General features: G+C 62.4%; 12 protein-coding genes and 2 pseudogenes. 6 read left to right on the top strand and 8 right to left on the bottom strand.

The window, feature by feature from the left end:
* Positions 1-26: 26 nt before the first annotated feature.
* From G7025_RS04815 to G7025_RS04805, 3 genes are all read right to left on the bottom strand, one after another.
* Positions 27-1,151, bottom strand: coding sequence for an alkene reductase (locus G7025_RS04815; RefSeq protein WP_181076990.1), 1,125 nt, complete (start codon positions 1,149-1,151; stop codon positions 27-29).
* Between the two features lie 82 nt (positions 1,152-1,233).
* Positions 1,234-1,911 (bottom strand): type 1 glutamine amidotransferase domain-containing protein, encoded by a 678-nt coding sequence (locus tag G7025_RS04810; protein WP_181076988.1) that lies wholly within the window; start codon positions 1,909-1,911, stop codon positions 1,234-1,236.
* A complete protein-coding gene (locus G7025_RS04805) occupies positions 1,908-2,537 on the bottom strand; it encodes a TetR/AcrR family transcriptional regulator (protein WP_181076986.1) in 630 nt (209 codons plus the stop codon). Before G7025_RS04805 ends, G7025_RS04810 begins: the two co-directional genes overlap by 4 nt.
* Positions 2,538-2,710: 173 nt before the next feature.
* On the opposite strand from G7025_RS04805, the gene G7025_RS04800 reads away from it, so the two are divergent.
* Complete coding sequence (locus tag G7025_RS04800; protein WP_181076984.1) at positions 2,711-3,655, top strand: GlxA family transcriptional regulator; 945 nt, start codon at positions 2,711-2,713, stop codon at positions 3,653-3,655.
* Here G7025_RS04800 and G7025_RS04795 read toward each other — a convergent pair.
* Positions 3,633-4,139: a GNAT family N-acetyltransferase gene (locus tag G7025_RS04795; protein ID WP_181076982.1), complete on the bottom strand. Its 507-nt coding sequence runs from the start codon at positions 4,137-4,139 to the stop codon at positions 3,633-3,635. The genes G7025_RS04800 and G7025_RS04795 overlap by 23 nt on opposite strands.
* Before the next feature lie 177 nt (positions 4,140-4,316).
* Here G7025_RS04795 and G7025_RS04790 point away from each other — a divergent pair, with 177 nt between their 5' ends.
* Positions 4,317-5,189, top strand: coding sequence for an undecaprenyl-diphosphate phosphatase (locus G7025_RS04790; RefSeq protein WP_181076981.1), 873 nt, complete (start codon positions 4,317-4,319; stop codon positions 5,187-5,189).
* A 271-nt stretch (positions 5,190-5,460) separates the two neighbouring features.
* Positions 5,461-5,733: pseudogene (locus tag G7025_RS04785) on the top strand (undecaprenyl-diphosphate phosphatase); the annotation flags it as partial.
* A gap of 506 nt (positions 5,734-6,239) precedes the next feature.
* Here the strand turns inward: G7025_RS04785 and yghU are convergent.
* Together yghU and G7025_RS04775 are read right to left on the bottom strand one after the other, a co-directional pair.
* Complete coding sequence (yghU, locus tag G7025_RS04780) at positions 6,240-7,073, bottom strand: glutathione-dependent disulfide-bond oxidoreductase (protein ID WP_181076979.1); 834 nt, start codon at positions 7,071-7,073, stop codon at positions 6,240-6,242.
* A 44-nt stretch (positions 7,074-7,117) separates the two neighbouring features.
* Complete coding sequence (locus tag G7025_RS04775) at positions 7,118-8,353, bottom strand: MFS transporter (RefSeq protein ID WP_181076977.1); 1,236 nt, start codon at positions 8,351-8,353, stop codon at positions 7,118-7,120.
* Between the two features lie 100 nt (positions 8,354-8,453).
* Between G7025_RS04775 and G7025_RS04770 the strand changes: the two genes are divergently transcribed.
* Positions 8,454-9,416 (top strand): AraC family transcriptional regulator, encoded by a 963-nt coding sequence (locus G7025_RS04770; protein ID WP_181076976.1) that lies wholly within the window; start codon positions 8,454-8,456, stop codon positions 9,414-9,416.
* 113 nt (positions 9,417-9,529) lie between these two features.
* Positions 9,530-10,126, top strand: a complete 597-nt coding sequence (locus G7025_RS04765) for a glutathione S-transferase family protein (protein ID WP_181076974.1) — start codon at positions 9,530-9,532, stop codon at positions 10,124-10,126.
* A 77-nt stretch (positions 10,127-10,203) separates the two neighbouring features.
* On the opposite strand, the gene G7025_RS04760 is transcribed toward G7025_RS04765, so the two are convergent.
* A complete protein-coding gene (locus G7025_RS04760; RefSeq protein ID WP_181076972.1) occupies positions 10,204-10,971 on the bottom strand; it encodes an SDR family NAD(P)-dependent oxidoreductase in 768 nt (255 codons plus the stop codon).
* A 136-nt stretch (positions 10,972-11,107) separates the two neighbouring features.
* On the opposite strand from G7025_RS04760, the gene G7025_RS04755 reads away from it, so the two are divergent.
* On the top strand, positions 11,108-12,256 hold the full coding sequence (locus tag G7025_RS04755) for an aldose epimerase family protein (protein WP_181076971.1): 1,149 nt from the start codon (positions 11,108-11,110) through the stop codon (positions 12,254-12,256).
* Between the two features lie 462 nt (positions 12,257-12,718).
* Here G7025_RS04755 and G7025_RS04750 read toward each other — a convergent pair.
* Positions 12,719-12,823 (bottom strand): annotated as a pseudogene (locus G7025_RS04750) (L-arabinose ABC transporter permease AraH); the annotation flags it as partial.

Below are 12,823 nucleotides of genomic sequence, written 5' to 3'. Positions count from 1 at the left end.
TGCCCCCTCCCACATTGATTGCGTGATTATTCGCAATAGGTGGGATAGTCGATATAGCCCGCCTCACCGCCACCGTACATCCCCTCTTCCCGCAGCGGGTTCAACGGCCAGCCATTGAACAGGCGCTGGGGCAGGTCCGGGTTGGCAATGAATGGCCGCCCGAACGCAATCAAATCCGCCAGCCCCGCCTGCACCAGGCGCTCGCCGCGTTCGGCGGTGTAGCGCCCGGCGTAGATGATGCGGCCGCTGAAGGTGCTGCGCACCGCCTCACGAAACGTGTCAGGCAGGTCCGGCGCGTTGTCCCAGTCGGCTTCGGCGATGGACACGTAGGCAATCCCCGACTCTTCCAGCACCTTGATCGCTTCGATGTAGGTGTGATGCGGATCCTCTTCCACCAGGCCGATGTACACACGGTCTTGATCGGTGCCGCTGAACAGTGGCGAAAAACGCACGCCCAGGCGTTGCGGGCCGACGACTTTGCACACTGCTTCGACGATCTCGCGCAGGAAGCGCAGGCGGTTGTGCAGCGAACCGCCGTATTCGTCGTCACGGGTGTTGGAATGGGCCGAGATGAACTGGTTGACCAGGTAACCGTTGGCCGAGTGGATCTCCACCCCATCAAAACCGGCATCCAGCGCGTTGCGCGCAGCCTGGGCGTACTGGCCGACCAACGCTTCGATTTCCAGCACGCTCAAGGCGCGCGGCACCGGCGGTTGCTTCAGCTCGCCGACGCCCGGCGCGGTTTCGATAAAGGCTTTGGCCTGCAAGGCCGGCAGCGCGGACGGGGCCACCGGAGCCGCACCGTCCGGCTGCAAGGCGTTATGGGACACACGCCCTACATGCCACAGTTGGGCGAAGATCACCCCGCCGTCGGCATGCACCGCATCGGTCACCTTGCGCCAACCATCGATCTGGGCCGGTGAGTAGATACCCGGCGTCCACGCATAGCCCTGGCCGCGTGGTTCGATCTGGGTGCCTTCGCTGACCATGAATCCGGCGCCGGCACGCTGGCGGTAATATTCGGCCATCAGCGCGGTGGGAATGTCGCCGGGTTGCGCGCTGCGCTGGCGGGTCAGGGGCGGCAGCACGACGCGGTTGTTCAACGTGTGATGCCCGAGCTTTACCGGGGTGTTCAAGAGACTGTCAGTCATTGCGATATTCCAAATTCAAGGCGAACACAAACATTGGCGACTCGTTGGAGTCGCCAATGAATACAGCGTGAGGGGGGTTAACTTAAGCGGTGAGTTTCAGCAGGGCCTTGGCCACATCGGCGGAGCTGGCCGGGTTCTGGCCGGTGATCAACAGGCCGTCTTCAAGCACGAAGGATGACCAGTCGGCCCCCTTCTCGTAGCGGCCGCCGAGCTTCTTGAAATCATCTTCAATCAGGAACGGCACCACCTCGGTCAAGCCCACGGCAGCTTCTTCGGAGTTGGAGAAACCGGTGACGCGACGCCCCTTGACCAGCGGCTCGCCATTGACTGCCTTGACGTGGCGCAACGCACCCGGCGCATGGCAGACGAACCCGATGGGCTTGCCGGCGCGCTCGAAGGCCTCGATCAGCGCGATGGAGGTCGGCGACTCCGCCAGGTCCCACAGCGGGCCGTGGCCGCCTGGGTAGAACACCGTGTCGAAGTCGGCGGCATTGACCGAGTCCAGCTTGACCGTGTTGGCCAGCGCCTGTTGGGCGGCGGGGTCGGCGGCGAAGCGGCGGGTCTGCTCGGTTTGTGCATCCGGCGCATCGCTGACCGGGTCCAGCGGCGGCTGGCCACCGGCTGGGGATGCCAGCACCAGCTCGGCGCCGGCGTCCTTGAACACGTAATACGGCGCAGCAAACTCTTCGAGCCAGAAGCCGGTCTTGCGCCCGGTATCGCCGAGCTGGTCGTGGGAGGTCAGTACCATTAATACTTTCATTTTCCAGTGCCTCGATCGGTGTGGTTATCGGTGTGTTCGGGGCCGCCCAACAGCTGTTGGGTCAGCCAGAGCGCCTCGTCGAACGGCGCCGGTGTACGGGTGATCTTGCTCATGACGCTGCTGCCCAACCACAGCGCATAAAGACGCTGGGCCAGGTGCTGCGGGGGCTGTGTGAAACTCAGGGAGCCGTCGTCAATCCCGCGTTGCAGCGCCACCGCCAGCAACGCGATGGTGCGTGACGTGCCACGTTGCAACGCCAGGCGCATCGGCTCTGACAGGTCTGACACCTCGGCGCCGAGTTTGACCGCAAGGCATTTGCCCGCATCGGTGCAGCCGGTCTGGTTGTCGATCCAGGCTTGCCAATAGCGCATCAATTTGGCGTGCTGGCTAAGCCCCGGCTGGTCGAATAACTGCTGCATGCCGTGCACGTAGTGGTCGAAGTAGGTGTCGAGCAACACCACGCCGAACGCGTCCTTGGAGCCGAAGTAGTGGTAGAACGAGCCTTTGGGCACGTCGGCGCTCTGCAGGATTTCATTGAGCCCAACCGCGGAAAAACCCTTACGGCCGACGATCGCTTGCGCGGTCTCCAGAATCGTGCGGCGCGCGCTTTTACTTGGGTTGTGCATGCTTGGCTCCTTGCGATTAGACCAGTCGTCTAGTGCGTGGAGCCATGGTAGGAGGCGGGCCGGCGGCTCACAATGTCAGATCCGCAAGGATTTCGGACATAGCGCTGCGCCAGTTGCCGTTTACCCGGCACACGCCGACAATCCCACCTCCCGCGCCCCTTGGAGAAATAACGATGCACAGCGTTGCGCTGATGGTTTACCCGAACTTCCAGTCCCTGAGCCTCAGCCTGGGCTCGGTGTTCGAGTGCGCGAACCTGCTGCGCGGCGAGCCGGCCTATGAATTTCATCTGGTATCGGAAAGCGGCGGCGCGGTGATGACCTCCCAGGGGTTTTCGGTAAATACCTCGCCGATTCGGGCACAGGGCTACGACACGCTGATCGTCAGCGGTTATCTGGAATTCCGTCTGCCGGAGGCCAATCTGCTGGACATGGTCAAGGCCGCGTCCGCGCAATCGCGGCGCGTGGCCTCGCTGTGCATGGGCATCTTCGTGCTGGCCGAGGCCGGCCTGCTGGCGGGCAAGCGCACCACCACGCACTGGATTCACGCGCCGGCCTTTCGCAAACGCTACCCGGACATCCGCCTGGAAGACGACAAACTGTTTGTAGTGGACGGCCAGGTCTGGACCGGCGCCGGCATGAGCGCCGGCGTCGACATGGCCCTGGCCATGGTGGAGAACGATCTGGGCGTCGACCTCGCCCGGCGCATCGCACGCAAGCTGGTGATCGCCCAGCGCCGTGGCAGCGAGCAGTCGCAGTTGTCGGCGCTGCTGGAACTGGACCCCAAATCCGACCGCGTGCAACTGGCCCTGGCCTACGCCCGCGAGAACCTGACCCACGACCTGTCCGTGGAGGCGTTGGCCGAGGTTGCACGGTTGAGCCCGCGTCAGTTCAGTCGGGTGTTCCGCGAGGAAACCGGGCAAACCCCGGCCAAGGCCATCGAAGCTCTGCGGGTGGAAGCCGCCCGGGCAATGATGGAAACCAGCCGGCACCCGGTGGAAGTGGTGGCGCGCGAGACCGGCTTCGGTGATCGCGAGCGCATGCGCCAGGCATTTCTAAGGGCGTTCGGACAGCCGCCGCAGGTGATGCAACAAACGTTTAATGCAGCACCGCCCGCGTAACCCGGTAACTCATCAACTGCGGATCATCCGCCAGCTCCAGGGCTTGCACCGGACGCGGCAGGTTATCCAGCACCACGCGCCAGAACGCCTGGGACACTTCGTCCTGATCATAAAACCGCACCAGCCAATCCGCCTCGCCGCTGCACAGCACCTGGGTGGCAATGGCGCGCCCGATGCCTTTGCGGCGGTAGCGCTTGAGGATAAACAGGTCGGCCAGTTCCAGGGCCTCGATGCCCGGTAACTCACACCCTTCGATCAGCAGGAAGCCGGCGATATAGCCGTCGACCAGCAGCAGGTTGGCGCTCCATTGCGGGTCTTGCCAGTAGCGGGCCAGGTGTTCGTCGTGGATGTAGAAGCGGCCGTCGGCCTCGACGTCTTCCTGCTCCCAGTCCGAAGACTCATAGGCGTAGTACTGGTAGAGATTGCGGATCAGCTCGGCTTCTTCGGGGCCGGTCTGGATCAATTCCACGGTGGTTTCAGGCATGGGGCGCTCGATCAGAAAAAACAGGGCGCCATTGTTCACAAAACACCGGCAGCGGCCAAGAGCGCGGCGAACCTTTCTACTGGCTGAACGGATTGCAGTTAGCCATGGCCTCGGCCGAATTCTTGAAACATTTCGAATAAACTTCGCCGGTTCGCCACTTTTTCAAGGACACGCACTTTGAGCAACGTCTGTACCGCCGGCCTGGATGTGGGCTTCGCCTCCCTGGATTACCTGCAGATCTTCATCCTGGGCGTGATCCAGGGCATTACTGAACTGTTGCCGGTCTCCTCCACCGCCCATATGCGCGTAATACCCGCCCTGCTCGGCTGGCAGGACCCCGGCTCGGCATTTTCGGCAGCCATGCAGCTGGCGGCGCTGGCAGCGGTGGTGAGTTATTTCTGGCGCGATGTGCGCCAGGTGACCACGGGCAGCATCGATGCGGTGCGCCGGGGTGACTATAACGATCAATGGTTCAAGCTGGCCGTGGCGATTGTATTGGCGACCATCCCGATAGGGATTGCCGGGCTGGCCTTGTCGTCGACACTGAATACCTGCAACTCACCATTGCGCGGGTTGACGGTGATTGGTATTTCCTGCGTCGTCATGGCGGTGTTGCTGGCGGTAGCCGAGTTGCGTGCGCGGCATACCCGCGAGGTCAGCCAGATGCGCCTGCGTGATGCGTTGATCGTGGGCGTCGCACAGATTGGCGCTTTGATTCCAGGCGTATCACGTTCCGGTTCTACCTTGACCGCCGCGCTGTTCCTCAACTTTAAACGCGAAGAAGCCGCACGCTTTTCCTTCCTGCTGGGGTTACCCGCCATTGCCCTTGCCGGCTTGAAGGAGCTGTGGGTGTTGTTGCACGCCGACCTGCCCGCCCACGCCTGGCCACATCTGCTGTTTGGCCTGGTGGTAGCCAGCGTCTCGGCGTTCTTTGCCATCTGGGGCCTGATGAAATTCCTGGAGCGGTTCTCCACCTGGCCCTTCGTGATCTACCGCGCGCTGCTGGGGGTGTTCCTGATCGTGGCGGTCAGCACCGGGCTGCTGAGTTGATATAACTCGTTCTAAAACCTGCATAAATCTCCTGTTCCCACATTGACCGCGTTCCATTGTTGGGTGGGTGGCGTTTTGTCATGCTTTGTAAAGGGCCAGCAAGGCCGGTCCCTTTTAATTGCAGGACGTTCAAAGATCGTTCCCACGCTCCCGCGTGGGAATGCAGCCCGTGACGCTCCGCGTCACCTGTGCGCAGCCGCCAAGACTTGCAGCGGCCGGCGGGACGCAGAGCGTCCCAGGAGGCGTTTCCACGCAGAGCGTGGGAACGATCAAAGAAGCCGCACGCTTTTCCTTCCTGCTGGGGTTACCCGCCATCGCCCTTGCCGGTTTGAAGGAGCTGTGGGTGTTGTTGCACGCCGACCTGCCCGCCCACGCCTGGTCACATCTGCTGTTTGGCCTGGTGGTAGCCAGCGTCTCGGCGTTCTTTGCCATCTGGGGCCTGATGAAATTCCTGGAGCGCTTCTCCACCTGGCCCTTCGTGATCTACCGCGCGCTGCTGGGGGTGTTCCTGATCGTGGCGGTCAGCACCGGGCTGCTGAGTTGATATAACTCGTTCTAAAACCTGCATAAATCTCCTGTGGGAGGAGGCTTGCCCCCGATGAGGGTGGGTCAGTTGATACATCTGTGACTGATCCACCGCTATCAAAGATCGTTCCCACGCTCCCGCGTGGGAATGCAGCCCGTGACGCTCTGCGTCACCTGTGCGCAGCCGTCAAGACTTGCAGCGGCCGGCGGGACGCAGAGCGTCCCAGGAGGCGTTTCCACGCAGAGCGTGGGAACGATCAAGACCACGGTGGATCGCTCTATCAACTGCCTGAAGCACGGTTAGACAATGTTGGAGGAGGCTTGCCCCCGATAAGGGTGGGTCAGTTGATACATCTGTGACTGATCCACCGCTATCAAAGATCGTTCCCACGCTCCCGCGTGGGAATGCAGCCCGTGACGCTCTGCGTCACCTGTGCGCAGCCGCCAAGACTTGCAGCGGCCGGCGGGACGCAGAGCGTCCCAGGAGGCGTTTCCACGCAGAGCGTGGGAACGATCATCGGCGGTTCAATCCAGATCACTTGCGTCATGCCGCTCAGCCAACTGCTCATGGGGCTCGCCCGAGACCCGGTTCACCCGCCGCCCACGCTGCACTGCCGGGCGTGCTTCAATCGCCTCGGCCCAGCGCTGTACGTGCGGGTACTCGTGCACCGCCAGAAACTCGGCCGCCCCATACAAGCGGCCTTTGACCAACCCACCGTACCAGGGCCAGATGGCGATGTCGGCGATGGTGTATTCGTCCCCGGCAATGTACTCGCTCACGGCCAGGCGCTTATCCAGCACATCCAGCTGGCGTTTGGTCTCCATGGCAAAGCGATTGATCGGGTATTCCATCTTGCTTGGCGCATACGCATAGAAATGCCCGAAACCACCGCCCAGGTACGGCGCGCTGCCCATCTGCCAGAACAACCATGACAAACACTCTGCGCGGGCCGCCGGTTCGGTGGGGAAGAACGCGCCGAATTTCTCGGCCAGGTACTGCAGGATCGCGCCGGACTCGAACACCCGAATCGGCGTGGCGCCGCTGTGGTCCATCAGGGCCGGGATTTTCGAGTTCGGGTTGACGTCGACAAAGCCACTGCCGAACTGGTCGCCGTCGCCGATCTTGATCAACCAGGCATCGTATTCCGCACCGGTGTGCCCCAGGGCCAGCAGTTCTTCGAGCAGGATCGTGACCTTCTGCCCATTGGGCGTGGCCAGGGAGTACAGCTGCAACGGATGCTTGCCAACCGGCAGCGCCTTGTCGTGTGTGGGGCCGGCAATCGGCCGGTTGATGCTGGCGAAGGTGCCGCCGCTTTCGGTGTCCCAGGTCCAGACTTTAGGGGGTACGTAATCGGTCATGCTTACTACTCCAGAGGCGTTTGCGAACAGCTGAGCGCTTCAGACTAAACCAAAGACCGGGCGTGCGTCACACTCCCTGCCGACGTATGCCGAGGCACCTGCACACGCAGCGCGATCAACAGTGCCGCCAGCAGCATCAGGCACCCTGCGCCCAGGAACACTCCGTCGATGCCCGTGGCACTGAACATCGCGCCCCCGCCGGCCGCACCCGCCGCGATGGCCGATTGCACCGACGCCACCACCATGCCACCGGCACTTTCCGCCTGATCCGGCACTGCACGAGCCACCCAGTTCGACCACGCCACCGGCACGCCGCCAAACGCCATGCCCCACAACGCCAGGAGCAATGCCTGGCCCGGCAGCGACGCGGGCAGCAACACCAGGGCCAACGCCGCCGCCCCCACCAATGCCGGCATCAACACCAACGTGCCGCGCGGGTTGCGCACCAGCCACCAGCCGGCCAACAGCGTGCCGACAAAATTCGCCGCGCCGAACCCCAGCAGCATCAGGGCCAGGCCTTCAGTACCGACCCCGGTGGTGCTTTCCAGAAACGGACGAATGTAGGTAAACAGCGCGAAGTGCCCGGTGTGCACCAGCACGCAGCCGAACATGCCAATGGCAATGCCGGGGCGCAGCAGTACGTCCAGCACGGTGCGCAGCCGCGCGGTGCCGCTGGGTGCCAGGCGCGGCAGCGTGAACAGCTGGAACGCCAGGGTCACCACGCCGACGGCGGCCGCAGCCACGAAGGCGCTGCGCCAGCCATACAGGCCGCCGAGGTAGCTGCCCAGCGGCACCGCGACGACGGTACCCACTGCAATGCCGCTGAAGATAATCGACAGCGCCCGTGGCAGCGACGCCGCCGGCACCAGGCGCATGGCAACGGCCGCCGCCATGCTCCAGAAACCGCCAAGGGCAATGCCCAGCAGGATGCGCATCAACAACAGCACCACGAGGCTGGACGAGAACGCCACCAGCAGGTTGGACGCAATCATCAGCGTGGAGAACCCCAACAGCACCAGGCGCCGGTCGATGCCGCGCGTCAGGCCGGGCACCAGCAACCCGGCGAACAAGGCCACCACCGCCGTGACCGTGACGGCTTGGCCGGCCAGCGCTTCCGATACGCCCAGGTCCAGGGCCATCGGTGTCAGCAGGCTGGCCGGCAGGTATTCGGCCGTGAGCAGGCCGAACACGCCCATCGCCAGGGAAAACACCGCCATCCAGGCCGGGGTGGTCGGCTCGACCCTGTCATGGGCAGGGGCATGGCACACACAATCATTCATCACAAACCATCCTCAGGTATTAGCGTGACGGCCAGTCTAGGTTTCACTACCTGGATGATCTATGATTCAAACCCTTGAGTTTTTGACTGAAACCCCGAGCATGCCAACCGACACTGCGTTCACGCTGTCTTCTGAACTGATCAACGAACTGCTGCGCAGCATGCGCCTGCGCGGCGTGCAGTACCGGCGCATCCAGGCCGGGCCGGTGTTCGGCATCGGCTTTGCGGCCAAGCCGGGCCATGCGTATTTCCATTTCCTGGCTGCCGGCTGCGCGACCTTGCGAATGGAAGACGGCAGCCTCTTTGAGCTGTCGGCGGGAAACGCGGTGTTTATCGCCCACGGTGGCGCGCATGCGCTGTTATCCAAACCGGCTGACCCCGTGCAGGACATCGCCAGCTTCGACGCCGCGCCGCTGGGCGATACCGTGTGTGCCGTGAATGCCTCGCCCGACGAGCCTGCCAATACCCTGCTGTTCAGCGCCTGCATGGAGTTCGAACTCGACAGTATCCAGGGCCTGGGCAACCTGATGCCGGCCTTGATGCTGATCGACGCGGGAGGCCAGCGTTACCCCGGCCTGATGCCGATCCTGGCGGTGATGGAACGCGAAGTCTCCAGCGCGCGCGTCGGGTATGCCGGCATCCTGGCGCGTCTGGCCGATGTGGTGGCGGCGATGATCGTGCGCGGCTGGGTCGAATGCGCTTGCGCCAACGCGTCGGGCCTGGCGGCCGCCTTGCGCGACAACCGCCTGGCGGGCGCCCTGCTCGCCCTGCACCAGCAACCGGGCCGCGACTGGAGCGTGGCCGAACTGGCGGCGCACTGTCATACCTCGCGCTCGGTGTTCGCCGATCGTTTCCAGGCCACCCTGGGGGTGCCACCGCTGCGTTACGTGACCGAGCTGCGCATGCGCCTGGCCAGCCAGTGGCTGACCCTGGAGCGCCTGCCCATCGAGGAAGTGGCGTACCGCCTCGGCTACACCTCACAGGCCGCTTTCAGCCGCGCCTACAAACGCATCACCGGGCAACCGCCGGGCGCCAGCCGCCAGGGATTCAGAAGCCCGGCATAAAGGCCCGACCCGTCGAGCTGTTGAGCGGTGGATAGAGGCCGATCAGCCATTGCGCGGCGCGACCGAGGAACCTTAATCTCTGAATCCCTCACCCTGACAGCAATGGAGGCTTCATGAAACTGATCGGCATGCTGGACTCGCCCTACGTGCGCCGCGTGGCTATTTCCCTGGAGTTATATGGGGTGGATTTTGTGCACGAGCCCTTGTCCGTGTTCCGCACCTTCGATGAATTCGCGCAGATCAACCCGGTGGCCAAGGCGCCGACCCTGGTGCTGGACGATGGCACGGTGTTGATGGACTCCAGCCTGATCCTGGAATACCTCGAAACCCTGGCCCCTGCCGACAGGAAGCTGTTGCCCCAGAAGCCTGGCGCACTTGCCCGCGACCTGCACATCCTTGGCTTGGCCCTGGCAGCTTGTGAGAAAAGCGTGCAGATCGTTTATGAGCACAACTTGCGCCCGGCCGAGAAACTGCACGCGCCGTGGCTTGAACGCGTCAGCGGGCAGTTGCTCGCGGCCTATGGGTTGCTGGACAAACAGTTGGGCGACAGCGAAGCGCTGACCCAGGCGTCGATCACAGCCGCCGTCGCCTGGTCGTTCAGTCAGTTCACTGTGGCCTCGGTGGTCAAGGCGGATGCGTTTCCCCATCTGCAACGGCATGCCGAGCGCTTGGAGCAGCATCCGGCGTTCAAGCGTTACCCGATCGCCTAAGCGCCGCAGTTCAAATGTGAGAGGGGGCTTGCCCCCTCCCACATTAATCTGGGCTGCCTGAACTGAAGGTGTTCGGCTCAGACCCAGCCGCCATCGACAATAAAGTTCTGCGCCGAACACATCGCCGACGCGTCGGAGGCCAGGAACAACGCCATATTGGCGATGTGTTCGGGCAGTACGCTGCCGGGCAGGCACTGGCTGCGCGCGATCAGGTCCTTGGCGGCGTCATCGACCCACATGGCCAGTTGCTTTTCGGTCATCACCCAGCCCGGCACCAACGTGTTGACGCGGATGCGGTTCGGGCCCAGTTCGCGGGCCAGGGCGCGGGTCATACCGTGGGCGGCGGCCTTGCTGGCGGCGTATACCGGGTAACCGGCGGAGGCCATCATCCAACCCACCGAACCCAGGTTGATGATCGAGCCGCCGCCTGCGCTTTTCATCATCGGCACCACGGCCTTGGCCGCGAAAAACGCGTGCTTGAGGTTGACCGCGATGAGTCGGTCGAAGGTGTCCGAGTCGACTTCTTCCAGGGTATGGCGCACATCGTTGGCGGCGTTGTTGACCAACACAGTGATCGGGCCGAGGGACTGTTCAAAGCGACCGATGGCGGCCTTGTAGGCGATCTCGTCGGTAATGTCACAGCAGACGAACTCCACCGCATGCCCGCGTGAACTCAACAGCGCCGCCAGGCGTTCGCCCTGGCTTTGCGCGCGGTCCACAAAACCTACCCTGGCGCCCTGTGCGGCAAACGCACGCACCATGAATTCGCCGATCCCCGAGGCACCTCCAGACACCAGTACAGTCTTGCCCTTGAGGTCGGGGTAAACGGCGTGCTCAGTACTCATACAGTGATGCCTCGCTTAATTAGTCTTATTTTATTTTACGAAACGATGGTTAAAGGCTATAAATTCGCTGTCACAACGACAAAATATCGCTATTAGTAGAACTATTCCACTCAAAACAACAAAAGGAAGTTCGATCATGAAGCACCCTCGATACCTGCTCTCCGGCCTGGCGCTGTCGATGCTGATTGCCAGTGGCGGCGCTCAGGCGACCGGCTTGTCCAGCGAGCACAAACCTTTCGGTAAAACCAACGACGGCACGCCGGTCGAACAGTACATCCTGCGCAACAACCACGGTATGCAAGCCACGGTGATTACCTACGGTGGCGTGCTGCAATCGCTCAAAGTGCCGGACAAGCATGGCAAGGTCGATGACGTGGTGCTGGGCTTCGACGACGTGCAAGGCTATCAGAGCGGTACCGCGTTTTTCGGCGCCACCATCGGACGCTTCGGCAATCGCCTGGCCGGCGGTGCTTTCGAACTGGACGGCAAGCGCTACCAAGTGCCCCTCAACGACGGCCCCAACTCGCTGCATGGCGGCGCCCAGGGTTTCGATAAGCAGGTGTGGAAAGCCGAATCGGTCAAGGACAAGGACTCGGTCGGTGTGAAGCTCAGCTACTTGTCCAAGGACGGTGAGATGGGCTTCCCCGGTAACCTGACCACCGAGGTCACTTACCGCCTCAACGACAAGAACGAACTGCACATCGACTACAAGGCCAGCACCGACAAACCGACGGTGCTCAACCTCACCAACCACAGCTACTTCAACCTCGCCGGCGCGGGCAATGGCGACATTCTCAAGCAGGTCGCGACCTTGCACGCCAGCCACTACACCCCGGTGAACGCCACGTTGATTCCTACCGGTGAACTGGCACCGGTCAAAGGCACGCCGATGGATTTCCTGAAACCGACACCTATCGGTGAGCACATCAAGGAAGACCATCCGCAACTCAAATTCGCCGAGCCGAAACAAGGCGGCTTTGACTTCAACTGGGCGTTGGACAACAAGGGTGACGTTAAACAACTGGCCGCCGAGGTACACGACCCCGAATCCGGCCGACGCCTGCAGCTGTACACCAGCGAACCGGGCGTGCAGTTCTACACCAGCAACTTCCTCGACGGTTCGGTGAAGGGCAAGGCCGGCAAGACCTACCTGCACTGGAGTGGGTTTACCCTGGAGACTCAGCACTTTCCGGACGCACCTAACCAGCCCAAGTTTGCCTCGACCCGTCTGAATCCGGGGCAGACGTATACCCAGAACACCGTCTTCAAGTTCAGCGCTGATTAAAACCGCCTTACCGTGGCAGGGGGCTTGCCCCCGATTACGGAGTGTCAGTCTGCATTTTTGCTTCTGATACACCGCTATCGGGGGCAAGCCCCCTCCCACCTTTTGATTTCACATGACCAGGGCTCAGCTTTGTTTCATGTGCTCGATCACCGCTGCCGCACCAGCATCGAACCGCAGTACTGTGGGAGGGGGCTTGCCCCCGATTACGGAGTGTCAGGCTGCAATTTTTGCTTCTGATACACCGCTATCGGGGGCAAGCCCCCTCCCACCTTTTGATTTCACATGACCAGGGCTCAGCTTTGTTTCATGGACTCAATCACCGCTGCCAGCAACCACATCGAACCGCCTTACTGTGGGAGGGGGCTTGCCCCCGATTACGGAGTGTCAGGCTGCAATTTTTGCTCTGATACACCGCTATCGGGGGCAAGCGCCCCCCACATTCAGTCCTCACATGGCCTGGAGTCAGCGTTGTTTCATGCGGTCGATGACCACGGCCAGCAGCAGGATCGAACCTCGAATCACATATTGGTAGAAGGTGTCGATGTTCTTCAGGTTCATCGCGTTCTC

Source organism: Pseudomonas lurida (genome assembly GCF_013522705.1).
Classification (GTDB): Bacteria; Pseudomonadota; Gammaproteobacteria; order Pseudomonadales; family Pseudomonadaceae; genus Aquipseudomonas; species Aquipseudomonas quebecensis.
Note: the sequence above shows the minus strand (reverse complement) of the source record. Positions and strands in the feature narration are given on the sequence as shown.